The 22,400-nt window shown below is 72.5% G+C and carries 23 protein-coding genes and 1 pseudogene; 20 read left to right on the top strand and 4 right to left on the bottom strand.

Going from position 1 to position 22,400, the window contains the following annotated elements:
• Window positions 1–8: 8 nt before the first annotated feature.
• Window positions 9–896: pseudogene (locus ACWDVB_RS05350) on the bottom strand (RICIN domain-containing protein); the annotation flags it as partial.
• 195 nt (window positions 897–1,091) lie between these two features.
• Between ACWDVB_RS05350 and ACWDVB_RS05345 the strand changes: the two are divergent.
• The 8 genes from ACWDVB_RS05345 (at window position 1,092) to ACWDVB_RS05310 (ending at window position 10,688) form a co-directional block, all read left to right on the top strand.
• Entirely contained in the window at window positions 1,092–1,925 is an 834-nt protein-coding gene (locus tag ACWDVB_RS05345; protein WP_451514207.1) for a M55 family metallopeptidase, read from the top strand.
• Window positions 1,918–3,360, top strand: coding sequence for a M20/M25/M40 family metallo-hydrolase (locus tag ACWDVB_RS05340; RefSeq protein ID WP_451514208.1), 1,443 nt, complete (start codon window positions 1,918–1,920; stop codon window positions 3,358–3,360). The genes ACWDVB_RS05345 and ACWDVB_RS05340 overlap by 8 nt, the downstream gene beginning before the upstream one ends.
• A 26-nt stretch (window positions 3,361–3,386) precedes the next feature.
• Entirely contained in the window at window positions 3,387–5,372 is a 1,986-nt protein-coding gene (locus tag ACWDVB_RS05335; RefSeq protein WP_451514280.1) for an LpqB family beta-propeller domain-containing protein, read from the top strand.
• The gene (locus ACWDVB_RS05330; protein ID WP_451514209.1) at window positions 5,369–6,346 is read left to right on the top strand and encodes a S66 peptidase family protein; all 978 of its coding nucleotides are present in this window, start codon (window positions 5,369–5,371) and stop codon (window positions 6,344–6,346) included. The genes ACWDVB_RS05335 and ACWDVB_RS05330 overlap by 4 nt, the downstream gene beginning before the upstream one ends.
• A gap of 455 nt (window positions 6,347–6,801) precedes the next feature.
• Window positions 6,802–7,047 (top strand): hypothetical protein, encoded by a 246-nt coding sequence (locus ACWDVB_RS05325; RefSeq protein WP_451514210.1) that lies wholly within the window; start codon window positions 6,802–6,804, stop codon window positions 7,045–7,047.
• Window positions 7,048–7,056: 9 nt separating this feature from the next.
• Complete coding sequence (locus tag ACWDVB_RS05320; protein WP_451514211.1) at window positions 7,057–7,650, top strand: GNAT family N-acetyltransferase; 594 nt, start codon at window positions 7,057–7,059, stop codon at window positions 7,648–7,650.
• Between the two features lie 88 nt (window positions 7,651–7,738).
• Entirely contained in the window at window positions 7,739–8,656 is a 918-nt protein-coding gene (locus ACWDVB_RS05315) for an arginase family protein (protein WP_451514212.1), read from the top strand.
• Window positions 8,657–8,696: 40 nt separating this feature from the next.
• Window positions 8,697–10,688 carry a DUF5107 domain-containing protein gene (locus ACWDVB_RS05310; protein WP_451514213.1) on the top strand — a complete coding sequence of 664 codons (1,992 nt, stop codon included), beginning with the start codon at window positions 8,697–8,699 and terminating at the stop codon, window positions 10,686–10,688.
• Window positions 10,689–10,733: 45 nt separating this feature from the next.
• Here the strand turns inward: ACWDVB_RS05310 and ACWDVB_RS05305 are convergent, their stop codons facing one another.
• Entirely contained in the window at window positions 10,734–11,090 is a 357-nt protein-coding gene (locus ACWDVB_RS05305; protein WP_451514214.1) for a VOC family protein, read from the bottom strand.
• Between the two features lie 137 nt (window positions 11,091–11,227).
• Between ACWDVB_RS05305 and ACWDVB_RS05300 the strand changes: the two genes are divergently transcribed.
• Window positions 11,228–11,743, top strand: a complete 516-nt coding sequence (locus ACWDVB_RS05300; protein ID WP_451514215.1) for a phage holin family protein — start codon at window positions 11,228–11,230, stop codon at window positions 11,741–11,743.
• Between the two features lie 35 nt (window positions 11,744–11,778).
• Here the strand turns inward: ACWDVB_RS05300 and ACWDVB_RS05295 are convergent, their stop codons facing one another.
• Complete coding sequence (locus tag ACWDVB_RS05295; RefSeq protein WP_451514216.1) at window positions 11,779–12,876, bottom strand: enolase C-terminal domain-like protein; 1,098 nt, start codon at window positions 12,874–12,876, stop codon at window positions 11,779–11,781.
• A gap of 607 nt (window positions 12,877–13,483) precedes the next feature.
• Between ACWDVB_RS05295 and ACWDVB_RS05290 the strand changes: the two genes are divergently transcribed.
• Window positions 13,484–15,349 carry a transketolase gene (locus ACWDVB_RS05290; protein WP_451514217.1) on the top strand — a complete coding sequence of 622 codons (1,866 nt, stop codon included), beginning with the start codon at window positions 13,484–13,486 and terminating at the stop codon, window positions 15,347–15,349.
• 41 nt (window positions 15,350–15,390) lie between these two features.
• Here the strand turns inward: ACWDVB_RS05290 and ACWDVB_RS05285 are convergent, their stop codons facing one another.
• On the bottom strand, window positions 15,391–15,972 hold the full coding sequence (locus ACWDVB_RS05285) for a hypothetical protein (RefSeq protein WP_451514218.1): 582 nt from the start codon (window positions 15,970–15,972) through the stop codon (window positions 15,391–15,393).
• A 264-nt stretch (window positions 15,973–16,236) separates the two neighbouring features.
• Between ACWDVB_RS05285 and ligD the strand changes: the two genes are divergently transcribed.
• The 10 genes from ligD to ACWDVB_RS05235 all read left to right on the top strand — a co-directional run bounded on the left by ligD (window position 16,237) and on the right by ACWDVB_RS05235 (window position 22,390).
• Complete coding sequence (gene ligD / locus ACWDVB_RS05280; RefSeq protein ID WP_451514219.1) at window positions 16,237–17,190, top strand: non-homologous end-joining DNA ligase; 954 nt, start codon at window positions 16,237–16,239, stop codon at window positions 17,188–17,190.
• A gap of 80 nt (window positions 17,191–17,270) precedes the next feature.
• Window positions 17,271–17,624, top strand: a complete 354-nt coding sequence (locus ACWDVB_RS05275) for a gas vesicle protein GvpO (protein WP_451514220.1) — start codon at window positions 17,271–17,273, stop codon at window positions 17,622–17,624.
• A gap of 81 nt (window positions 17,625–17,705) precedes the next feature.
• Window positions 17,706–18,137 carry a gas vesicle structural protein GvpA gene (locus tag ACWDVB_RS05270; protein WP_451514221.1) on the top strand — a complete coding sequence of 144 codons (432 nt, stop codon included), beginning with the start codon at window positions 17,706–17,708 and terminating at the stop codon, window positions 18,135–18,137.
• Complete coding sequence (locus tag ACWDVB_RS05265) at window positions 18,134–18,874, top strand: GvpL/GvpF family gas vesicle protein (protein WP_451514222.1); 741 nt, start codon at window positions 18,134–18,136, stop codon at window positions 18,872–18,874. Before ACWDVB_RS05270 ends, ACWDVB_RS05265 begins: the two co-directional genes overlap by 4 nt.
• Before the next feature lie 4 nt (window positions 18,875–18,878).
• On the top strand, window positions 18,879–19,124 hold the full coding sequence (locus ACWDVB_RS05260) for a gas vesicle protein GvpG (RefSeq protein WP_451514223.1): 246 nt from the start codon (window positions 18,879–18,881) through the stop codon (window positions 19,122–19,124).
• On the top strand, window positions 19,121–19,825 hold the full coding sequence (locus ACWDVB_RS05255; RefSeq protein ID WP_451514224.1) for a DNA primase: 705 nt from the start codon (window positions 19,121–19,123) through the stop codon (window positions 19,823–19,825). The genes ACWDVB_RS05260 and ACWDVB_RS05255 overlap by 4 nt, the downstream gene beginning before the upstream one ends.
• Window positions 19,818–20,954, top strand: coding sequence for an SRPBCC family protein (locus ACWDVB_RS05250; RefSeq protein ID WP_451514225.1), 1,137 nt, complete (start codon window positions 19,818–19,820; stop codon window positions 20,952–20,954). Before ACWDVB_RS05255 ends, ACWDVB_RS05250 begins: the two co-directional genes overlap by 8 nt.
• Window positions 20,951–21,310: a gas vesicle protein gene (locus ACWDVB_RS05245; RefSeq protein ID WP_451514226.1), complete on the top strand. Its 360-nt coding sequence runs from the start codon at window positions 20,951–20,953 to the stop codon at window positions 21,308–21,310. Before ACWDVB_RS05250 ends, ACWDVB_RS05245 begins: the two co-directional genes overlap by 4 nt.
• Window positions 21,294–22,205, top strand: coding sequence for a GvpL/GvpF family gas vesicle protein (locus tag ACWDVB_RS05240; protein WP_451514227.1), 912 nt, complete (start codon window positions 21,294–21,296; stop codon window positions 22,203–22,205). Before ACWDVB_RS05245 ends, ACWDVB_RS05240 begins: the two co-directional genes overlap by 17 nt.
• On the top strand, window positions 22,202–22,390 hold the full coding sequence (locus ACWDVB_RS05235; RefSeq protein ID WP_219688115.1) for a gas vesicle protein: 189 nt from the start codon (window positions 22,202–22,204) through the stop codon (window positions 22,388–22,390). The genes ACWDVB_RS05240 and ACWDVB_RS05235 overlap by 4 nt, the downstream gene beginning before the upstream one ends.
• The last annotated feature ends 10 nt before the right edge of the window (window positions 22,391–22,400 follow it).

Here is a 22,400-nt window from a genome sequence, read left to right as displayed (position 1 = left end):
TGGCGAAGGAGGTGGTTGTTCAGCGCGTACTCGCCCGGAGCCTGTTCCTCCATGGACCACCTCTGGTAGGGATACCCGTCGCAGGTGGCCTGTTTGGCCTGGCTTCCGTTGGCGCCGTTCGTGTCCCGGGTGGCCACCAGGCACTTGTCGCTGTTCACGTTGACGATCGCCACGCCGCCACCGCCCATCACCACGATGCGCCAGATCTCATCGGCACTGCCCGAACAGGTGCGTTGCAGCGCCCACTCCAGTTCGCCGTGGCCCGCGTTACGCATGCCCAGGCACTTCCCGCTGGCGGAGTTCACGATCGTCGTACGCCACTCGCGCGGCGGCTGGCGCTGCTGGAACCGGACGCCTGCCCCGCCCTCGCAGGCCCACTGTTTCAGCTCCGCCCGGTCGGCCACCGACGCGCCGGCCACCCCCACGCACTTGCGTGGACTCGCCGTCACCGGCTGGAGCAAGGCTCCCTCGCCGCTGTCCATCAGACGGAAACTCGCACCGGCCCGGCCACCGCAGCTCTCCTGGCGGACCGGGGCGCCGTCAGCGGGGCTGGAGTCCGCCACCGCCATGCACAGGCCGCTGGACGCGTTGACGACATGCACCAGGTCCGATCCCGCTGAGGACTGCCGCAGGGTCCAGAGGGACCCGCGTTTTCCCGCGCAGTGACGCTGCTGGACCGGCTCGCCTTCGGCGACCGAGCCGACTTCCAGGCACATCCCGCTGTGCAGCGCGACGATGTTGACGTCAGCCGCGAGGGCGGAACGGCCCGCCGCATGCGCCGCGTCCGCCGGGTCCGCCGACGCCGCGAAGGCCACCAGCACGGCAGCGGCGACCCAGGCCGCCCAGGCCGCCCATCCGGACAACGGCTTCCCCCGCTGGTGCGTCCCTGCGTGCATCCGCCCACCTTCTCCGTCAGCCCACCCGCAATGCCGGACGGACGGGGAGCGTAGGGCGGGTCAATGACGGGCCGCTGACACCGCCGTGCCCCGGAGTGGCCTGTGACTACACTCACGCTGCGCTGCGGGCTCTGTCGGCGACTGATGTCAGCGTGCACTGTTTGCCACTCTGACGTGAGGGGATGGTGGAAGGTTATGAAGATCCTCATCAGCGCCGACATGGAGGGCGCGACCGGAGTGACGTGGCCGGCCGATGTGCTGCCGGGCACCGCGCAGTGGGAGCGGTGCCGTGGGATGTTCACCTCGGACGTGAACGCCGCCGTGCTCGGGTTCTTCGACGGCGGCGCCGACGAGGTGCTCATCAACGAAGCGCACTGGTCCATGCGTAATCTGCTGCTCGAAGAGCTGGACGACCGGGCGCAGATGCTCACCGGGCGGCACAAGTCGCTCTCCATGGTGGAGGGCGTGCAGCACGGCGACGTGGACGGCATCGCGTTCGTCGGCTACCACGCCGGCGCCGGCATGGAGGGCGTCCTCGCGCACACCTACCTCGCCAACCAGATCACCGGCGTCTGGGTCAACGGCGTACGCGCCAGTGAAGGGCTGCTGAACGCGCATGTCGTCGCCGAGTACGGCGTCCCCGTCGTGCTCGTCACCGGCGACGACCTGGCCTGCGAGGACGCTCTCGGCTATGCGCCGGGCGCGCTGAAGGTCGCGGTCAAGGACCACGTCTCGCGGTACGCCGCCGTCTGCCGCACCCCCGCCCGCACCGCCGCCGACATCCGCGCCGCGGCGAAGGAGGCCGCCGCGCTCGCCGTGTGCCATGAACCGGTGGTCGGCGGCCCCTTCACCGTGGAGGTCGAGTTCGACGCCGAACACCTGTCGATGGCCTCGACCGTCGTACCGGGAGTGCGCCGTACGGGGGAGCGCAAGGTCGCGTATGACAGCGAGACGATGTACGAGGGGATCCGTACCTTCAAGGCGGTTACGACGATCGCCGACGCCGCCGTGGAGGAGCAGTATGGCTGACCCGGCCAAGGGCCAAGGGCGCGACGATCAGGAGCACGACAAGCACGTGGACGACGACCAGGAGCACCACCACGACCCGGAGCGTCACGACCGGGCGCACCATCACGAGCGCCACGACCAGGTGGACGCGCAGGCGCTCGACGAGGTCGTGACCTTCACCTCCGAGCTGATCCGCATCGACACCACCAACCGCGGCGACGGCGACTGCCGCGAGCGGCCCGCCGCCGAGTACGCCGCCGAACGCCTCGCCGACGCGGGCCTCACCCCGACGCTTCTGGAGCGCGCCCCGGGGCGCACGAACGTCGTCGCCCGCATCGAGGGCACGGACCCGGGCGCCGACGCGCTGCTCGTCCACGGCCACCTGGACGTCGTGCCCGCCGAGGCGGCCGACTGGAGCGTGGACCCGTTCTCCGGGGAGGTCCGCGACGGCGTCGTCTGGGGCCGCGGCGCGATCGACATGAAGAACATGGACGCGATGATCCTGTCCGTCGTACGGAGCTGGGCGCGCACCGGGGTCCGGCCGAGGCGGGACATCGTGATCGCTTTCACCGCCGACGAGGAGGCCAGCGCCGCCGACGGCTCCGGGTTCCTCGCGGACCGGCACGCCCCGCTCTTCGAGGGCTGCACGGAGGGCATCAGCGAGTCCGGTGCCTTCACTTTCCACGACGGCAGGAGCAACCAGATCTACCCGATCGCCGCCGGGGAGCGCGGCACGGGCTGGCTCAAGCTCACCGCGCGCGGCAAGGCCGGCCACGGCTCCAAGGTCAACCGCGCCAACGCCGTCAGCAGACTCGCCGCCGCCATCACCCGCATCGGCGAGCACCGGTGGCCGGTGCGGATCACCCCGACCGTGCGCGCCGGGCTCGTCGAACTCGCCGCGCTCTACGGCCTGGAGAGCGACCCCGAGGCACCCGGCTTTGACGTCGACGCGTTCCTGGAGAAGCTCGGCCCGACCGCCGCGCTCGTCGAGCCGACCGTCCGCAACAGCGCCAACCCCACGATGCTCCAGTCGGGTTACAAGGTCAATGTGATCCCTGGGGAGGCCGTGGCCTACGTCGACGGCCGTTTTCTGCCCGGCGGCGAGGAAGAGTTCCGCCACACGCTTGACCTGCTCACAGGCCCTGACGTCGACTGGGAGTTCCACCACCGCGAGGTGGCGCTGCAGGCGCCGGTCGACTCGCCGACGTACGCGAGGATGCGGGCGGCCGTCGAGGAGTTCGCGCCCGAAGGGCACGTCGTGCCGTACTGCATGTCGGGCGGTACGGACGCCAAGCAGTTCTCGCGGCTCGGCATCACCGGCTACGGCTTCTCGCCGCTGAGGACACCGGAGGGCTTCGACTATCAGGCGCTCTTCCACGGAGTCGACGAGTGCGTCCCGGTGGACGCGCTGCGCTTCGGCGTCCGTGTCCTCGACCGCTTTCTGCGCACGGCCTAGGAAAAATGGGGGAAGTAAAGGACATGATGCAGACCCGGGCGTACGGATCATGGCCGTCACCGATCGACGCCGAGCTCGCCGCCACCCACGACGGCGCCGCGGGGTTCGTCGGCTTCGTCGGCGCCGAGACGTGGTGGACCGAGCCGCGCCCCACCGAGGGCGGCCGCCGCGCACTGGTACGCCGGCTGACCGACGGCGAGGAGCGCTCGGTGCTGCCCGCGCCGTGGAACGTGCGCAGCCGCGTCGTCGAGTACGGCGGCCGCCCCTGGGCCGGAGCCGAGGGCCCCGCGGGGCCGCTGCTGGTCTTCGCGAACTTCGCCGACCAGCGCCTGTACGCGTACGAGCCCGACGCCCCGGACACCGCGCCCCGGGCGCTGACCCCCCTCTCCGCCGTGGGCGGCGGCCTGCGCTGGGCCGATCCGGTGCTGCGCCTCGACCGGGGCGAAGTCTGGTGCGTCCTTGAGGAGTTCACCGGCGACGCGCCCACCGACGTGCGCCGCGTCATCGCCGCGGTGCCGCTCGACGGCTCGGCGGCAAAGGACCGCGGCGCGGTGCGCGAACTGTCCGACGGCGCCCACCGGTTCGTCACCGGGCCCCGCCTCTCACCGGACGGCACCCGCGCCGCCTGGATCGCCTGGGACCACCCCCGCATGCCGTGGGACGGCACGGAGCTGATGCTCGCCGATGTGCGCGGCGACGGCACCTTCGGTGCCGCACGGACCTTCGCCGGCGGGCCCGAGGAGTCCGTCGCGCAGGTCGAATGGGCCGCGGACGGACGGCTGTTGTTTTCCAGCGACCGCACCGGCTGGTGGAACCTGTACCGCGCGACGCCGGACGACGCCACCGGCGTACAGGCCCTGTGCCCGCGCGAGGAGGAGTTCGCGGGACCCCTGTGGCAGGTCGGCCTCAGCTGGTTCGCGCCGCTGGAGACCGGACTGATCGCCGTCGTGCACGGCAAGGGCGCCACCGCGCTCGGCATACTCGACCCCGAGACCGGCGAAGTCGTCGACGCGGCGGGCCCCTGGACGGAGTGGGCCTCGACCGTCGCCGCGCACGGCCCCCGCGTGGTCGGCGTCGCCGCGAGCCCGCGCAGCGCGTACGAGGTCGTGGAGCTGGACACCGGAACCGGCCACGCCCGCGTCGTCGGCGCCGCCCACGACGACCCCGTCGACCCGACGTACTACCCGGAACCCCAGATCCGCACCTTCTCCGGCCCGGCCGGACGCACCGTCCACGCGCACATCTACCCGCCGCACCACCCCGGCCACGTCGCGCCCGACGACGAACTGCCGCCCTACGTGGTGTGGGCACACGGAGGCCCCACCGGCCGCTCACCCCTCGTACTCGACCTGGCCATCGCCTACTTCACCTCGCGCGGCATCGGCGTCGCCGAGGTCAACTACGGCGGCTCCACCGGGTACGGGCGCGCCTACCGCGACCGGCTGCGCGAACAGTGGGGCGTCGTCGACGTCGACGACTGCGCGGCCGTCGCGCTCGCGCTGGCCGACGAGGGCACCGCGGACCGCGCCCGGCTCGCGATCCGCGGTGGCAGCGCGGGCGGCTGGACCGCGGCCGTCTCGCTGACCAGCATCGACGTCTACGCCTGCGGGACGATTATCTATCCGGTGCTCGACCTCGCCGCGTTCGCGTCGGGGGAGACCCACGACCTCGAATCGCGCTACCTGGACTCCATCGTCGGACCGATCGACGAGGTGCCCGGGCGGTACGGGGAGCGGTCGCCGCTGGAGCACGCCGAACGCGTCACCGTCCCCTTCCTGCTCCTCCAGGGACTCGACGACGTGGTCTGTCCGCCCGCGCAGACCGAGCGGTTCCTCGCCAGGATGGAGGGGCGCGGCATCCCGCACGCCTACATCGCCTTCGAGGGGGAGGGCCACGGATTCCGCCGCGCCGACACGATGATCCGCGCCCTGGAGGCGGAACTCTCCCTGTACGCACAGGTGTTCAGACTCGACCTGGCGGGGTCCGTGCCGACCCTGGAGCTCGCCAAGTGAGACCCCTCGCACGGCCCGCGCGTCTCACGCCCGGCGCGCGGGTGGCCGTCATCGCCCCGAGCGGACCCGTCCCGGAGGACCGTCTCGAAGCGGGCCTCGACATCCTGCGCGGCTGGGACCTGGAGCCCTTCGCCATGCCCCATGTCCTGGACCGGCACCGGGAGTTCGACTACCTCGCGGGAGCCGATGCCGCCCGCGCCCGTGACCTGGAGCGGGCGTGGTGCGACCCGTCCGTGGCCGCCGTGCTCTGCGCGCGCGGCGGGTACGGCGCCCAGCGCATGGTGGACCTCGTCGACTGGGCGGCGCTGCGGAAGGCGACCGGGGCGGCGCGGGCGGCGGGTGCGGCCGGGGCGGCCGGGGCGGCCGGGCCCAAGGTGTTCCTCGGCTACAGCGACATCACCGCACTGCACGAGGCGTTCGCCACGCGGCTCGCCGTGGCCACCCTGCACGGCCCCATGACCGCCGTGACCGACTTCCTCAAGAACGCGGACGCCCAGGACCACCTGCGTACGACCCTCTTCACCCCCGAGGCCGCCCAGGTGATCCCCGCCGCCGGGCGCGCGAGGGCGCTGGTCGGCGGACGGGCCCGGGGCGTCACGCTCGGCGGCTGCGCGTCGCTGCTCGCCGCCGACCTCGGCACCCCCGGGGCGCGGGCGTCCGCGCGCGGTGGCCTGCTGTTCCTGGAGGACATCGGCGAGGAGCCGTACCGCCTGGACCGGATCCTCACCCAACTCCTGCGCTCGCGCTGGCTGGAGGGCGTCGCCGGGATCGCGCTCGGCTCATGGGAGCAGTGCGAGCCGTACGACGATGTGCGCGCGCTCTTCGCCGACCGGCTCGGCGGGCTCGGCGTGCCCGTGGTCGAGGAGTTCGGGTTCGGGCACTGCGACGGGGCGCTGACCGTGCCGTTCGGGGTGCGGGGCGAACTGGACGCGGACGCGCGGACGTTGACACTGGATGTCCCGGCGCTCGTCTGACCGGCGCTCGTCTGACTGGCACTGGCCTGACCGGCGCTGGCCTGACCGGCGCTGGCTGGCTGGCGCTGGTCTGACTGGCGCTGGCTGACTGGCGCTGGCCGACCGGCGCTCGTCTGACCGGCGCTCGTCTGACTGGCGCTGGCTGACTGGTGCTGGCCGACCGGCGCTGGCCTGACCGGCGCTGGCCGACCGGCGCTCGTCTGACCGGCGCTGGCCGACCGGCGCTGGCCGACCGGCACCGGCCGGCCGGTGCTGTCCGGCGCCGTAGGGCGCCCCTTCGACCGGTCGCCTACCGGCCAGTAGCGCGCCCCGCCCGCGGCCGGCGGCCTCCGTCACCCGTCCGGCCCACCGCCCCACTCCGGAGGCACGCCCACCGCGCGCGAACCCGGCCGGGCCGCCCATGCTGGTGCCGGGGGAGGCCGGAACGACGTACCACCGACGGAAGGGTCCACATCATGAGCCCCAAAACCTCCACGGGCGGCTCCAGGAGCGGCGGCCCGGGCGGCGGGCTGATGACACCCGGCAGGGTCGCCGTCGCCGCGGTCGCCGTCCTCACTCTGGTCTTCATCTTCGAGAACACCCGCAGCACCAAGATCCGACTGCTGATCCCCGAAGTGACCATGCCCCTGTGGATGGCCCTGCTCGGCACGGGACTGATCGGTGCCCTGTGCGGGGCCTACTTCATCCGGAGGCGCGGATAGCGTGGCCCGATGTCCGACACCGCCGACACGGCCGCGCATCTCGCCGAGGGCCCCCGCGTGGGGATACGCCACTTCACCCGCGCGGACTCCGCGGAGTTCACCGCCCGTACGCGCGAGAGCCGGGAGCTGCACCGGCCCTGGCTCTTCCCGCCGTCCACGGACGACACCTACCGCGTGTACGCCGCGATGCTCAACGAGGACCCGACCAAGGCCGGGTTCCTCGTGTGCGAGCGCGACAGCGGGGCCATCGCCGGGTTCATCAACATCAACAACATCGTCCGGGGCGGCTTCCGCAGCGGGGCACTCGGATACGGCGCCTTCGCGCACGCCGCCGGACGGGGCCTGATGGCCGAGGGGCTCGGCCTCGTCATGGCGTACGCCTTCGGGGAGCTGCGACTGCACCGGCTGGAGGCCAACATCCAGCCGGGCAACGCCCCGTCGATCGCGCTCGTGCGCCGGCGCGGCTTCCGCCTGGAGGGCTTCTCGCCGGACTTCCTCTACGTCGACGGGGCCTGGCGCGACCACGAACGCTGGGCGTTCGTCCACGGCAGGGACGCGGGGCCGCCGCCGGGCCGGGTCAGCGGCGCGACGGCTTCCGGTTGATCTTCATGGTGTCCGGGCCTCCGCGGTCGTACGTGGAGGAGTCCACGGCCGTTGCTGGATGCAGCGTACGTCGCCGAGGATGGGCCGCATGCGGAATATCGTGGTCGTCGACGCACCCTCCAACCTGGGCCTTCGCCCACCGGCCCCCGGCACCGTGCCCGGCTGCCACAAACTCGCCGGAGCGATGCGGGAGCGGGGTGTTCTGCGGCGTCTCGGCGCCTTCGAGGGCGGTGTCGTCGTCCCGCCGCGCTACGACCGCGGCGACTGGCAGGAGGGCGACGGCGTCTTCAACGCGGCCGCCATCGCCTCGTACACCGTGAAGCTCGCCGACCGCGTCGAACACCACGTGCGCGCAGGTGACTTCCTCGTCGTGCTCGGCGGCGACTGCTCGATCCAGCTCGGGGCGGCGCTCGTGCTGCGCCGCGTCGGGCGGTATGGAATCGCCGCTGTCGACGGTTCGGCCGACTTCCGCCACCCCGGCAACTCGGATCACATCGGCGCCGCGGGCGGCGAGGAGCTGGCCCTCGCCACCGGGCGCGGACAGGACGACCTCACCGACATCGAGGGGCTCAAGCCCTACGTGCGCGACGAGGACGTACGCCTCTTCGGGATGCGCGACGGGGACGAGGACCGCGCCGAGTTCACCGCCCTGAAGATCTCCCACGCCACCGTCGGCGAGATCAGGGAGTGGGGCGCCGACGACATCGCGCGCGCCGTCACGCAGACCCTGGAGGTGCCCGTGCTCGACGGGTTCTGGGTGCACCTGGACGCCGACGTCCTCGATCCGTCGGTGATGCCCGCCGTCGACAGCCCCGGCCCCGGCGGGCTGCTCCCCGAGGAACTCCTGGCACTGCTGAGGCCGTTGGTGAACTCACCGCGCTGCGCGGGCCTCAACCTCACCATCTACGACCCCGATCTCGACCCGGACGGCACGGCCGGTGACCTGCTCGCGGACCTGCTCGTGGCGGCCATCGACCGGCCCCGAGCGGCCTCCGCGCAAACCTGACCCGAAGAGGCCCTGGTCGGCGCCGCGGCGGCGGTGTTCCATGGTGATCGTGAAGACCACCGTGCGCCGTGACGTCATGACCCTGCCCGTCGCTCCGACCGGTCCCGAGAACCCCCTGCCCCCACTGCGGCCCCTGCGCGAAGCGCGCACCCTGGACGAGCGCGCCAAGGAAGGGCTGCCGCGCGACATGGCGCGCCAGCTCGGGTACGAGCCGCTGCGCGGCCCCCTGCCCGTACGGCTCCTCGACGGGTACGGACGCGAACGGGCCGACACGCAGCTCGACACGCTCGTCATCGAGAACGACCGGCTGCGCGCCACCGTCCTGCCCGGATACGGCGGCCGGGTCCACTCCCTCTTCCACAAGCCGACCGGGCGCGAACTCCTCTATCGCAACCCCGTGTTGCAGCCCGCGGGTTTCGCGCTCAACGGCGCGTGGTGCTCCGGCGGCATCGAGTGGAACATCGGCGCGACGGGCCACACCACCCTGTCCTGCGCGCCCGTGCACGCCGCCCGCCTGACCGCGCCCGACGGCGGCGAGATGCTGCGCCTGTGGGAGTGGGAGCGGTTGCGCGACCTGCCCTTCCAGGTGGACCTGTGGCTGCCCTACGGCTCCGACTTCCTCCACGTCGGCGTGCGCGTCCGCAACCCGCACGAGCGGCCCGCGCCCGTCTACTGGTGGTCGAACATCGCGGTGCCCGAGGAGTGCAGAGTGCTCGCTCCGGCCGACGAGGCCTGGCGGTTCGCGTACCCGGGCGGGCTGCGGCGGGTGCCGGTGCCGGAGTGCGACGGCGCCGACCGGACGTACCCGCTGCGCAGTGAGTACCCCGCCGACTACTTCTACGACGTACCGGACGGCGCCCGCCGGTGGATCGCCGCGCTCGACGCGTCCGGGAACGGGCTCGTCCAGACCTCCACCGACCTGCCGCGCGGCCGCAAGCTCTTCGTCTGGGGCACCGGCAGCGGCGGCCGGCGCTGGCAGCGGTGGCTCACCGAGCCCGGCACCGGCGGCTACGCGGAGATCCAGGCGGGCCTCGCGCGCACGCAGCTGGAGCACGTACGCCTGGACGCCGAGTCCGAGTTCAGCTGGCTGGAGTCGTACGGGCCGCTGTCCGCGCGGGCCGATCCGGTGCACGGCGACTGGGCGGACGCGCGTGGCGAGGCCGAGGCGCGGCTCGCCGACGCCCTGCCGCGGGAGGCCGTCGACGCCGCGTACGAGGCGTGGCTGACCCGCGCCGACACCGAGCCCCGGGACGTGCTCGCGGTGGGCTCCGGCTGGGGCGCGCTGGAAGTCCTGCGCGCCGGGTACAAGCTGCCGGGCACGCCCTTCGACGAGTCGACGCTCGGCCCCGAACAGGCGCCGTGGCTGGAGCTGCTGCACTCCGGCGCCGTACCCGAGCCGCGCAAGGTCGCCCCGCCCGGCCCGACGCTCGTAGCCCGGCACTGGCGCGACATGCTGGAGACCGCGCCCGCACGCCCGCTCGCCGAGTACCACCTGGGGGTCGCCCAGTGGCACGCGGGCGACCGGGCGCAGGCCGTCCGCAGCTGGGAGCGCGGCCTCGAACTGGCGCCGTCCCGCTGGCCGTTGCTGCGCTGCCTCGCCGTGGCGGACCGCACCGAAGGGCACCTGGAACGGGCCGCCGACCGGTACGCGGAAGCCTTCGACGACCTGTGCCAGGAGCGGCGCGACGACGGCGTCACCTGGACGGCGGCGACGGCCGCGCTCGGCCGCGAGGCGATGTCGGCGCTGCTCGCCGCGGACCGCCCGCGAGCGGCCCGCGCGGTCTGGAACCGCCTCCACGAAGCCACCCGCGCCGAGGGCCGCTTCCGCCTCGTCGAAGCCCAACTCCTCCACGCCGAGGGCGATATGGCGGCGGTGCGCGCCGTCTTCGACGAGGGCTTCGAGGCGGCGGACCTGCGGGAGGGCGCCGAGGCCCTCGGTGACCTGTGGACGGCGGCCACGGGCGGCGAGGAGCTCCCGGCGCGGTACGACTTCCGGATGCGGCCGCCGGGGAGTGAGGCGGCGGGGGAGTGAGACGCCGCGGGGCCCGTCCGGCCCGGTCCGGGCTCTTCGGGGCCGTCAGGTCGTGGCGGTGCGGCGGTCCACGTACTCGAAGACGGCGCCGTCCGGGTGCATCGCGATGAGGTTGCGGCCGACGGGGGTCGGGACCGGGCCCGCGACGACGCGGGCGCCGGAGGCGGTCAGAACGGCGTACGCCTCGTCCACGTCCCGCACCGCGATGGTCGCCGCGACCTTGCGCAGCACCTCAAGCTCCTGCTCCGGGCCGCTCATCAGCAGGAAGCAGCCGACCGCGGCCACGGACACGCCGCCGCGCTCGAAGCGCATCGCCTTGCCGCCCGCGAGCCGCTCGTAGAACGCGACGGAGGACTCCAAGTCCTCGACGCAGACGCGCAGCGTGGTTCCCAGGATCTCCATGATCGGACGCCCTCACCTCTGTGACCGGCCAACGGCTCCGCAACGATTTCATGATTGGCCGCTCCCTCGCCACCGCCTCCGGCGTGGGGACCTGTCGCATCCCGTTACCCGTCGGGGCCCGCGGGTACCCGTCGGCCATGACTGGCCCCGAGAAGAATCCACTGACCGGCCTCGACAAGCAGCCGTTCGACAAGGCTCTGACCGACGAGCTGGTCCGCACGATCCGTACCGAACTCCGCGAAGAACTGCGGGAGCAGACCAAGAAGCAGCGGCGCAAGGCCACGCTCTACGCGGGCTCCGGCGTCACCGCGCTCTATGCGGGCGCCGCGGTCGCCCTGGCCGTCGGCCTCGCCCTCGCGCTCGTCCTGCCCGACTGGGCGGCCGCGCTGATCGTGGGCGCGCTGCTCGGCCTCGCGGCGGTGCTGCTGCGCAATGCGGCACGGCCGGGCTCCGGGCGGCCCGAGGCGCACTCCGGTGGCTACGCGGACCCCGCGGACCCCATGGGCAACACCCCCGCCGCCCCCGGGATCGCGCCGGGTGGCCTCGCCGCGCCCGCGCCGCCGCCGATGCCGCCCACCGCGCCCGCGACCGACGCCGCCCCCGGCCGGCTCCGCGTCCCGGGCCAGGAGCTGCCGCGGCGCGACGAGCACTGAGGGCGTCGTCCGGGGTGGGGGCGGGCAGCGGGTCCTCACACCACCCGGAACCTCTCCACCTCGTCCGTGCGCAGCTCAAGGCCGTGCCCGACCCCGCCGTCGGGGCGGACTACGCCGCCGGTGGGGTCGAGCGCCCCGTCGAAGAACATCGACTCGATCCGCACATGGTCGTGGAACCACTCGATGTGCCGCAGGTTGGGCACGCACGCGGCGACCGCGGCGTGCGCGTGCGGCGCGCAGTGCGCCGAGACCTCCAGGCCGTGGGCCTGCGCGAGTGCCGCCGCGCGCAGCCACTCGGTGAGGCCGCCACAGCGCGTCGCGTCCACCTGGAGACAGTCCACGGAGGGGATCATGCGCGCGAAGTAGGGCAGGTCGTAGCCGTACTCGCCCGCCGTCACGTCACACACCATCGCGTCCCTGACCAGCGCGAGGCCCCGCAGGTCGTCCGAGGACACCGGCTCCTCGAACCAGCCCACGCCGTGCTCGGCGAGCACCCTGCCCACCCGTACCGCCTGCTTGCGGGTGTAGCCGCCGTTCGCGTCGACATACAACTCCGCCTGGGGGCCGATGACTTCACGCGCGGTCCGCACCCGCGACACGTCACGGGCCGCCGCCCGGCCCCACCCCTCGCCGATCTTGATCTTGACGCGCGGGATGTTCTGGCCGTGCACCCAGCCGTTCAGCTGCGCCGCCAGATGCGTGTCGTGGTACGTCGTGAAGCCGCCGCTCCCGTAGACGGGAACCTCGTCGCGGGCCGCTCCCAGGAGACGTACGAGAGGGAGTTCCAGGAGCCGGGCCTTCAGGTCCCACAGGGCGATGTCGACCGCCGAGATCGCGCAGGCGGCGGCGCCGGGACGGCCGGTGTTGCGGACCGCCTTCGCCATCGCGTCGTGCGCGGCGGGGATGTCGAGGGCGTCCCGCCCGAGGACGGCCGGAGTGAGCTGCTCGTCGACGAGGGCGGCGACGGAGGCGGGCGCGTAGGTCCAGCCGGTGCCGGTCGCGTCGCCCGCGGTGATCTCGGTGACGACGACCGTCGTGGTGTCCCAGGCGAAGGTGCCGTCCGCCTCGGGTGCGTCCGCGGGCACGGTGTACGCGGAGACGGCCGGCCGTTCGATGGAGACTGCGTCCTTCATCTGGGACTTCCTAGGTTCATCGTGCGCGGGGCGGCGGGAGGCGGTGCGGTGGAGACCGGGGAGCGCGGGCAGGGCGCGTCGGCCGGAGGCATGGTGGGGCGCGCCTCCGGTGCGGCGGCGGAGCTGGTCGGATACTGCTCCGAGTAACCCCGAGGAGCGGTGACAAACGGTGCACGAGGCGTCACGGACCTCGGATTTCCTACGCTCCTCGGCCTTGCCGTCGGATGCTCTCGTCCCTGCCCGTCAGATGATCTCGGCCTTGCTTCAGGGCGCCCGCCAGGCTCGCTTCCGGGTGGCCGCCGGGCTCGTCCCCCGCGCCCCGGCATCCGGAGTTTGGTGCCCGTCGGCCTGGGGCACGCGGGAGGTTCCGACCACGCCGGAGGCGCATCGTGAGCCGATCCCGCACCGCCACCGTCACCGCTACCGCCACCGCCACCGCCACCGCCACCGCCACCGTCATCGTCGGAGCCGGTTCTGCCGGGCGACGGCGTGCGCGTCGCCGCAGACTGGCTCCTGGACGCCCTTCTGCCGCGTAGGCAGTCGCCCAAGGACGGTTCCCGCCAAGAACCTCCCCGCCCAGAAGCCCCGCCCTCCCAAGGAGCCCCCCATGCCCCAGACCACCACCCCCAGCGACCGCGACCTCGCCGCCCTCGCCCAGCAGCTCCGCGTCGACTCCGTTCGCGCCTCGGCCGCCGCCGGCTCCGGGCATCCCACCTCGTCGATGTCCGCCGCCGACCTGATGGCCGTGCTCCTCGGCCGCCATCTGCACTACGACTTCGACCGCCCCGACCACCCCGGCAACGACCGTTTCATCCTCTCCAAGGGCCACGCCTCACCGCTGCTCTACGCGGCGTACAAGGCGGCGGGCGCGCTCACCGACGAAGAGCTTCTCACCTTCCGTAAAGAAGGCAGCCGCCTCCAGGGGCACCCGACGCCCCGCGCCCTGCCGTGGGTGGAGGTCGCCACCGGCTCGCTCGGACAGGGACTGCCCGTCGGCGTCGGCATGGCCCTCTCCGGCAAGCGGCTCGAACGCATCCCCTACCGCGTCTGGGTGCTCTGCGGCGACAGCGAACTCGCCGAGGGCTCCGTCTGGGAGGCGGCCGAGCACGCCGGGTACGAGCACCTCGACAACCTCACCGCCATCGTCGACGTCAACCGTCTCGGCCAGCGCGGCCCGACCCGCCACGGGTGGGACCTGAAGGCGTACGCGGACCGCTTCAAGGCGTTCGACTGGCACGTCGTCGAGACCGACGGGCACGACGTCGAGGCCATCGACCGCGCCTGTCAGGAGGCGGGCTCCACCGCCGGGCAGCCGACCGTCATCCTCGCCCGCACCCTCAAGGGCAAGGGCGTCGCCTCCATCGAGGACCGCGAGGGCCTGCACGGCAAGCCGCTGCCGGAGGCGGAGGCGGCGGTCGAGGAGCTGGGCGGCGTACGCGACGTACGCGTGGAGGTCCGCAAGCCCGCCGCGGCGCGGACCCTGCACGCGGTACGCACCGGCCATCTGGAACTGCCCCGCCACGAGGTGGGCGAGGCCATCGCCACCCGCGACGCCTACGGCGAGGCACTCGCCGCGCTCGGCACCGCCCGCGGCGACGTCGTGGCCATCGACGGGGAGGTCGGCGACTCGACACGGACGGAGCGCTTCGCCAAGGAACACCCCGACCGCTACTTCGAGTGCTACATCGCCGAGCAGGAACTCGTCGCCACCGCCGTCGGCATGGCCGCCCGCGGCTGGGTGCCGTACGCGACGACGTTCGCGGCCTTCCTCACGCGCGCCTACGACTTCGTACGGATGGCGGCGATCAGCGGCGCGGGCATCAACCTCGTCGGCTCGCACGCGGGCGTCGCGATCGGGGAGGACGGCCCCTCCCAGATGGGTCTCGAAGACCTGGCGCTCCTCCGCGCGGTGCACGGCTCCACGGTCCTGTACCCGTGCGACGCCCACCAGACCGGACGGCTCATCGCACAGATGGCCGAACTCGACGGCGTCCGCTACCTGCGTACGTCACGCGGGGACACGCCCGTCATCTACGGACCCGGCGAGGAGTTCCCCATCGGAGGGTCCAAGGTCCTGCGCTCCTCCGACGCGGACCGGATGACCCTTGTCGCCGCCGGAGTGACCGTCCACGAGGCGCTCTCCGCGGCCGAGTTGCTCGAAGGTGAAGGCATCCCGGTGCGCGTCGTCGACCTGTACTCCGTCAAGCCCGTCGACCGCCGCACCCTGCGCGAGGCGGCCACGCGGACCGGGTGCCTGGTCACCGTCGAGGACCACCGCGAGGAGGGCGGCCTCGGTGACGCGGTCCTCGACGCGTTCACCGACGGCGGCCCGGTGCCGCGCCTGGTCCGGCTCGCGGTACGCACGATGCCGGGCTCGGCCTCCCCCGAGCAGCAGCTGCGCGCGGCGGGCATCGACGCCCAGTCGATCGCGGCGGCGGCACGACTGCTGGTGGAAGAGGCGGTGGTCCGGTGAGGCAGGGGGCAGGGCGCCGCTTCGTCTAGCCGGTCGCCGTTTCATCGCGCCGCCCTGAACCACGCGTTCGCCGACGGCCGGAACATCAGGACCACCGCCGCCACTACCGCCGCCACATGCAGGACGCGGCTCCCGCCGAACAGCACGTCCACCACACCCACGTCACGCAAGGCGTCACCGAGCGGGTGCCCGCCGGCCAGCCACCGGACGGGCTCGACCACCAGGGACAGCGTGCCGAACACGCCGAGCACGCCCGCCAGGGCCAGCCGCGCCCAGTTCGCGCCGCGGCGCATCCGCACCGCGACCAGGACGACCGCGGAGTACACGGCCACGCGCAGCGCCACGCCGCCCGCGAGACCGCCGGTGGACGCGTCGCTGTCGGCCACCGTCCCGACCACCGCGAGCACCGTCTCGAAGACGCCCGCGGCGACCGCCGTCAGCCAGAGCGCGAAGGCGGCCCTGACGGTGGCGGGGGCCGGCGGCTCGTCGGTCCCCGGAAGCATGCGGGGCAGCAGCCGCGGCTCCTGGGAACGCGGCCGGGGCCGGGGCCGGTGCCGGGGCTGAGGACGAAGGGCGGCGGCGCGATGCGAGTCGGTGCTGTGCGAGTCGGTGCTGTGCGTCATGGCAGACCTCACTGAGGGGTCGTTGGTGCGGGGGGCGCTGATGCGCGGGTCGTCGGTGTGGGGCGACCGTTCGGTGACTTCGATCCTTCCGGTCCGGGCGCCGCGGGGCACGCCCGCCGTCCCCCGAGTTCCGGGTGGGGCCAGCCACCCTCCCGACCAGGGTGAACACCACCACACCGGGGGGTTCAGGGCGACTGGCGGGACCGCCCCGGGGTACTCGGCAGGTCCGTCCCGGCCTGACGGGACGAACGGAAGGAAACGCCTATGACCGACGTACGGACAGTGCGGGCGGGCCGCCGCACCGTGGAACTGCACCGGCCGGAGAAGATCCTCTTCCCGGCCGGCGGCGATAAGGGCAGAGGCAAGAGCGAGGGCAGAGGCAAGAGCAAGGGCTACACGAAGGCGGACCTCTTCGACTACTACCGGTCCGTCGCCCCCTTCATGCTGCCCCACCTGCGTGGCCGCCCCCTCATGCTGGAGCGCCACCCCGACGGCGTCGACGGTCCGCGCTTCATGCAGAAGGACACCCCGGACCACTACCCGGACTGGATCACCCGCGCCGAGGTCGCCAAGCAGGGCGGCACCGTCACCCACACCGTGTGCGACGACACCGCGACCCTGCTCTTCCTCGCCGACCAGGCCTGCCTCACCCTGCACCGCTGGCTCTCCCGTACCAGCAGGATCGACCGCCCCGACCGGCTGGTCTTCGACCTCGACCCGGCGAAGGACGACTTCGGCGCCGTGCGCGACGCGGCCCGGCTCTTCGGTGAGCTCCTCGACCACATGGGCCTGCCGTCCGCCCTGATGACGACCGGCTCACGCGGGCTGCACGTCGTCGTGCCCCTCAACGGCCACCACGACTTCGACGACGCACGCGACTTCGCCAAGGACGTCGCCGACACCCTCGCCGCCGCCCACCCCGAGCGGTTCACCACGGCCGCCCGCAAAGAGGCGCGCGGCGACCGGCTCTACCTCGACGTGCAGCGCAACGCGTACGCGCAGACAGCGGTGGCCCCGTTCTCGGTGCGGGCCAAGCCCGGCGCCCCGGTGGCCGTCCCCCTCGCCTGGGAGCAGCTCGACGACCCGGCGGTGCACGCCCGCCGCTGGACCATCGAGGACGCCTTGGAGCAGGCCCGCACCGACCCCTGGGCCGGCGTCCTGCGCGCCGGACGCGCCCTCGGACCGGCCCGCCGCAAGCTGCGCGCCCTGCGCGGCTGAACACCTCCCGCGCCGCCGGGGGATACGCACCGGCGAGGTTTGGCCAAGGGCCACCGGGACACCCGGGCCGGGAGGTGGACATGGCCAATACATCACGTAAGACGACAGACTCGACGACAGACACCAAGACGACAGACACCAAGAAGACGGACGCCGCGCGGAACGAAGAACTGCCGGGCCCCATGGCAGTGCTGCGGGCCGCACAGGACCAGCTCGCCGAACTCACCGGCATGACGGCCGAGTCGGTGTCGTCCTTCGAACGCACCGACGACGGCTGGCAGTTGGAGATCGAGGTGCTCGAACTGGCCCGTGTCCCCGACACGATGAGCCTGCTCGCGAGCTACGAGGTGCGGCTCGACCCGCAGGGCGAACTCACCGGTTACCGGCGGGTCCGCCGTTACGAGCGCGGCCGTTCGGACCCCCACAGCAAGTAAGGGGAACAAGAAGGCCGAGAAAGCCAGAAAGACAGAGAGCCGAGAAAGACAGAGCAGACAAGGCAAGGAGGCACAGTCGGTATGACCGTGGTCCCGGCACAACAGTCCGGCGGCGGAGGCGGCTCCAGCGGCCTGTACGACGTCGTGGAACTCATCCTCGACCGAGGACTCGTCATCGACGCCTTCATACGCGTCTCACTGGTCGGCATCGAGATCCTGAAGGTCGATGTCCGTGTCGTCGTCGCGAGCGTCGACACCTATCTGCGGTTCGCCGAGGCGTGCAACCGCCTCGACCTGGAATCCGGGCCGAAGAAGAACCCCGGCCTGCCCGACCTCGTCGGCGAGATCACCGAGTCCGGCGCCAAGGGCAAGTCCAAGGGCGCGCTCTCCGGAGCCGCCGAGACGATATCGGACGCCTTCAAGCAGTCCCGTGAGGACGGCGAGCGTCAGACCGAGGAACGCCCGCGGGCCCGGCGCTCCACGACCTCCCGCCGGAAGGAGGAGAAGGAGTGAGCACCTACGTCTACGGCATCGCGAGCAGCTCCCACCCGGCCCTGCCGGACGGCATGGAGGGCATCGGGAAGCCGCCGTGCACCGTGCGCATCCTGAAGCAGGGTGACCTCGCCGCCATCGTCAGCGATGCCCCCGAGGACCTCAAGCCCAAGCGGCGTGACCTGCTCGCGCACCAGAACGTGCTGTCGGAGGCGGGCGCCGCCGGTTCCGTGCTCCCGATGCGCTTCGGCAGCCTCGCGCCGGACGACGAGACCGTCGTATCCGTGCTCGGGGAGCGGACCGATCACTACACGGAGCGGCTGCGCGCCCTCGACGGCAAGGTCGAGTACAACGTGAAGGCCTCGCACAACGAGCAGGCCGTGCTGCACCAGGTGCTCGCGGAGAACCCGGAGCTGCGCGCCATGGTGGAGGCCAACCAGCGCCAGGGCGGCGGCAGCCACGAGCAGAAGCTGAAGCTCGGCGAGGCGGTCACCGCCGCGGTGCGGGCCCGGGAGGCGAGCGACGGCGTCGAGGTGCGGCGCGCGCTGGAGCCGACGGCCGAGGCGGTCGCCGAGGGGCCCGAGGGCACCGGCTGGCTCGCCAACATCTCCTTCCTGGTGAACCGCAAGTCGGCCGAGGGCTTCGTCGCCGCGGTGGACGAACTCCGGTCCACGCAGCCGCACCTGGAGCTCAAGGTGCACGGGCCGCTGCCGCCGTACAGCTTCGTCGACCCGGGACCCGCCAAGTCCGCGGAGTGAGGGCATGGGACTGATCGGCGAACTGCTGATGCTGCCCCTCGCCCCGGCCCGTGGCTCCCTCTGGGTGCTGAGACAAGTGGTCGACGAGGCGGAGCGGCAGTACTACGACCCCTCGGCCATCCGTCGCGAACTCGCCCGCCTCGAGGAGCTCCTGGAGGCGGGCGAGATCGACGAGGACGAGTTCGAGCGGGCCGAGGACGAACTCCTCGACCGGCTGCAACACAGCACAGGACAGGACTTCAGACAATGAACCGACTCGCAGTGGGCCTCGCCGTGGGCGCGGGGTACGTGCTCGGACGCACGAAGAAGGCGAAGTTCGCGTTCGCCGTGGGCACGATGGTGGCCGGGAAGCGGCTGCGTCTGAGCCCCAAGGCGCTGGGCGCGCTCGTGACCCAGCAGCTGGAGAACAACCCGCAGTTCAAGGAGATCGGCGACCAGTTGCGCCAGGACATGCGGGGCGTGGGCAAGGCCGCCACCGGCTCGCTCCTGAACCGGCAGCTCGAAGGCCTCGCCGACCGCCTGCACGACCGCACCCTGGACGTCCAGGACCGCATCTCCGGCGTGGTGCCGGACGGTGCCAAGAGGGCCGTCGGCCGGGATGAACAGAACGCGGACGAGGACGCGGACGAGGGCGAGGGCGAGGGCGACGAGGCCGCGGAGTCCGAGTCGGCCGGTCGGCGCGGGAAGGCGCCGGCCAAGCGGACGTCCGGCTCGAAGCCGAGGTCCGCCGACAAGTCGAAGTCGGCATCGGAGTCGAAGCCGGACGCGAAGTCCGCCTCGAAGTCGGCCGCGAAGAAGACCCCGGCGAAGAGGACCGCACAGAACACGTCCCGCAAGACCGCCCAGAGCAGGACCGCCAAGAAGTCCACCTCGGCCGCCCGCGGCACCGCCCGCAAGACGGCCTCGACCACCCGCACGGGCGGCGGGGCGAAGGGAGGCGACCATGGCTGAGTCACCCCTGAGCAACATCACGCGCAGCCCCGCGGCCGACCGCGTGAAGGAAGAAGCGCAGGCCTACCTCATGGCGCAGGTCGAGCGCATGCTCATCGGCGTGGGCCACCGCCTCGGCGACGCCACCGTCAAGCTGAACGACATCGCGGACGGCAAGAGCCCCGGCTTCGGCAAGCTGGCGGCGCAGGCGGGCAAGAAGCTCGCCGAGGGCAAGGGCCCGGTGCGCGGCGCGCTCGAACTGGGCGGCAGCCACCTCAAGGACTCGGTGAAGAACGCCGTCAAGGGCATCGGCGGCGGCAAGCGCAAGAAGGGCGGCGCGGGCCAGAAGCCCACGGTGATCCTGGAGTACGTCGACGTGGGCGTCCCGATCCGTGAGGCGTACGACCAGTGGACCCAGTATCAGGAGTTCTCCACCTTCGCCAAGGGCGTCAAGGGCGCCACCGTGGCGAACGACACGGACTCCGACTGGAAGCTCAAGGTCTTCTGGTCCAACCGCAGTTGGAAGGCGCACACCACCGAGCAGGTGCCCGACCAGCGGATCACCTGGACGTCGGAGGGCGCCAAGGGCACGACCAAGGGCGTCGTCACCTTCCACGCGCTCGCGGAGAACCTCACCCGGGTGCTGCTCGTCATCGAGTACTACCCGAAGGGCCTCTTCGAGAAGACCGGCAACATCTGGCGCGCCCAGGGCCGCAGGGCCCGCCTCGACCTCAAGCACTTCGCCCGGCACATCTCGCTGCGCGGCGAGGCGAGCGACGGCTGGCGCGGCGAGATCCGCGACGGCGAGGTCGTCCGCAGCCACGAGGACGCGGTGGCCGAGGAGGAGGGCGAGGAGACCGAGGAGCGGCGGCCCGAGGACGAGTACGACGAGGAAGAGGACGTCCGGGAGGACGAACCGGCGGAAGAGTACGAGGACGAGGACGAGCACGAGGACGAGCACGAGGAAGAACTCGACGAGGAGCCCGAGGACGAGTACGACGAAGAGGCCGATGACGAAGAGGCCGATGTCGAGGCCGACGACCAGGCTGACGAGGCCGACGAGGCCGACGACCAGGCCGATGTCGACGCCGACGAGGAGAAGCAGCGCGAGTACGCCGAGTCGGCCGGCGGCGGACGGGGCCGTCGATGACGGCCACCCCCGGCGGCGGACTGCCCGGCCCCTACGGCAGCAGTGGCGGAGGCGCCAACCTCGCCGACATCCTCGAACGTGTCCTGGACAAGGGCATCGTCATCGCGGGTGACATCAAGATCAACCTGCTCGACATCGAACTGCTCACCATCAAGCTCCGCCTGATCGTCGCCTCCGTCGACAAGGCCAAGGAAATGGGCATCGACTGGTGGGAGGACGATCCGGCGCTCTCCTCCGGGGCACGCCGGACGGAACTCTCCCGGGAGAACGCCGAGTTGAGGCGCCGCGTGGAGGAACTGGAGTCCCTGGAGGCCCTGGAGCCCGCCGAGAAGGAGTCACGTGAGCCTGGCAAGTGAGCAACTGCGCTACGTCTACGCGGTGTGCCGCCCCTTGGACGCGCCGCTCGCCGCCGACCTGACCGGGGTCGGCGGCGTCCCGCCCCGGCAGCTCGCCCACGAGGGCCTCATCGCCCTCGTGGGCGCCGTGCCGGAGCGGGACTTCGCCGAGGAGCCGCTGCGCGCGCACCTGGAGGACCTGGACTGGCTCGCCGACACGGCCCGCGCCCACCAGCGGGTGATCGCCGCGCTCACCTCCGTCACCTGCCCGCTGCCGCTGCGGCTCGCGACCGTCTTCCGGGACGACAGCGGCGTACGCGCCATGCTGGAGGACGGGGCGGAGCGCTTCCGGCGCGTCCTGGACCGGATCGACGGGTGCGTGGAGTGGGGCGTCAAGGTCCACATGGGCGGCGAGGGGACGCCGGGGGAGGGGGCCCCGCAGGAGCCGCCGGCGCCGGAGAAGCCCCGTACGGGCCGCGACTATCTGCGCCAGCGGCGCAGGCAGCGCTCGGCCCAGGAGGAGAGCTGGGAGCGGGCCGAGACGTTCGCGCGGCGGCTGCACGATTCGCTGTCCTCGCACGCCGACGACTCCCGGCTGCACGCCCCGCAGAATTCGTCCCTGTCCCGCACGCCGGGCCGCAACGTCCTCAACGCCGCCTACCTGGTGCCGCGTTCGCGCTCCGAGGAGTTCGTCGAACTCGTGGACCGCACCAAGGACGAAGAGCGGGACACGGCCGACCTGCGGGTGGAACTGACGGGCCCGTGGGCCGCCTACTCCTTCACCGGCGACGAGACGGAACGCAACGTCGGCGAAACGGAGAGCGGAAGCGGGACCGGAACCGGGACCGGAACCGGGACCGGGACCGGAACCGGGACCGAAAATGGGTCCGGAAACGGAAGGGGCCGCGCGCGATGACCGTCGTGGAACGCCGCGAAATCGCCCTGGTCGATCTGCTCGACCGCCTTCTCGCGGGCGGTGTCGTCATCACGGGCGACATCACCCTGCGGATCGCGGACGTCGATCTCGTACGTATCGACCTGAACGCCCTGATCAGCTCGGTGAACGAGCAAGTACCGTCACCGTGGCCGGAGTTGGAGTGAGTGGACTGTG

It is taken from the genome of Streptomyces sp. NPDC003379 (genome assembly GCF_053589195.1).
Note: the sequence above shows the minus strand (reverse complement) of the source record. Positions and strands in the feature narration are given on the sequence as shown.

What these genes read in the sequence shown, in the direction of transcription:
- ACWDVB_RS05345 (WP_451514207.1), top strand. Translation starts at nt 1,092, where the DNA reads ATGAAGATCCTCATCAGCGCCGACATGGAGGGCGCGACCGGAGTGACG.
- ACWDVB_RS05340 (WP_451514208.1), top strand. Translation starts at nt 1,918, where the DNA reads ATGGCTGACCCGGCCAAGGGCCAAGGGCGCGACGATCAGGAGCACGAC.
- ACWDVB_RS05335 (WP_451514280.1), top strand. Translation starts at nt 3,387, where the DNA reads ATGCAGACCCGGGCGTACGGATCATGGCCGTCACCGATCGACGCCGAG.
- ACWDVB_RS05325 (WP_451514210.1), top strand. Translation starts at nt 6,802, where the DNA reads ATGAGCCCCAAAACCTCCACGGGCGGCTCCAGGAGCGGCGGCCCGGGC.
- ACWDVB_RS05320 (WP_451514211.1), top strand. Translation starts at nt 7,057, where the DNA reads ATGTCCGACACCGCCGACACGGCCGCGCATCTCGCCGAGGGCCCCCGC.
- ACWDVB_RS05315 (WP_451514212.1), top strand. Translation starts at nt 7,739, where the DNA reads ATGCGGAATATCGTGGTCGTCGACGCACCCTCCAACCTGGGCCTTCGC.
- ACWDVB_RS05310 (WP_451514213.1), top strand. Translation starts at nt 8,697, where the DNA reads ATGGTGATCGTGAAGACCACCGTGCGCCGTGACGTCATGACCCTGCCC.
- ACWDVB_RS05305 (WP_451514214.1), bottom strand. Translation starts at nt 11,090, where the DNA reads ATGGAGATCCTGGGAACCACGCTGCGCGTCTGCGTCGAGGACTTGGAG.
- ACWDVB_RS05300 (WP_451514215.1), top strand. Translation starts at nt 11,228, where the DNA reads ATGACTGGCCCCGAGAAGAATCCACTGACCGGCCTCGACAAGCAGCCG.
- ACWDVB_RS05295 (WP_451514216.1), bottom strand. Translation starts at nt 12,876, where the DNA reads ATGAAGGACGCAGTCTCCATCGAACGGCCGGCCGTCTCCGCGTACACC.
- ACWDVB_RS05290 (WP_451514217.1), top strand. Translation starts at nt 13,484, where the DNA reads ATGCCCCAGACCACCACCCCCAGCGACCGCGACCTCGCCGCCCTCGCC.
- ACWDVB_RS05285 (WP_451514218.1), bottom strand. Translation starts at nt 15,972, where the DNA reads ATGACGCACAGCACCGACTCGCACAGCACCGACTCGCATCGCGCCGCC.
- ligD (WP_451514219.1), top strand. Translation starts at nt 16,237, where the DNA reads ATGACCGACGTACGGACAGTGCGGGCGGGCCGCCGCACCGTGGAACTG.
- ACWDVB_RS05275 (WP_451514220.1), top strand. Translation starts at nt 17,271, where the DNA reads ATGGCCAATACATCACGTAAGACGACAGACTCGACGACAGACACCAAG.
- ACWDVB_RS05270 (WP_451514221.1), top strand. Translation starts at nt 17,706, where the DNA reads ATGACCGTGGTCCCGGCACAACAGTCCGGCGGCGGAGGCGGCTCCAGC.
- ACWDVB_RS05260 (WP_451514223.1), top strand. Translation starts at nt 18,879, where the DNA reads ATGGGACTGATCGGCGAACTGCTGATGCTGCCCCTCGCCCCGGCCCGT.
- ACWDVB_RS05255 (WP_451514224.1), top strand. Translation starts at nt 19,121, where the DNA reads ATGAACCGACTCGCAGTGGGCCTCGCCGTGGGCGCGGGGTACGTGCTC.
- ACWDVB_RS05250 (WP_451514225.1), top strand. Translation starts at nt 19,818, where the DNA reads ATGGCTGAGTCACCCCTGAGCAACATCACGCGCAGCCCCGCGGCCGAC.
- ACWDVB_RS05245 (WP_451514226.1), top strand. Translation starts at nt 20,951, where the DNA reads ATGACGGCCACCCCCGGCGGCGGACTGCCCGGCCCCTACGGCAGCAGT.
- ACWDVB_RS05235 (WP_219688115.1), top strand. Translation starts at nt 22,202, where the DNA reads ATGACCGTCGTGGAACGCCGCGAAATCGCCCTGGTCGATCTGCTCGAC.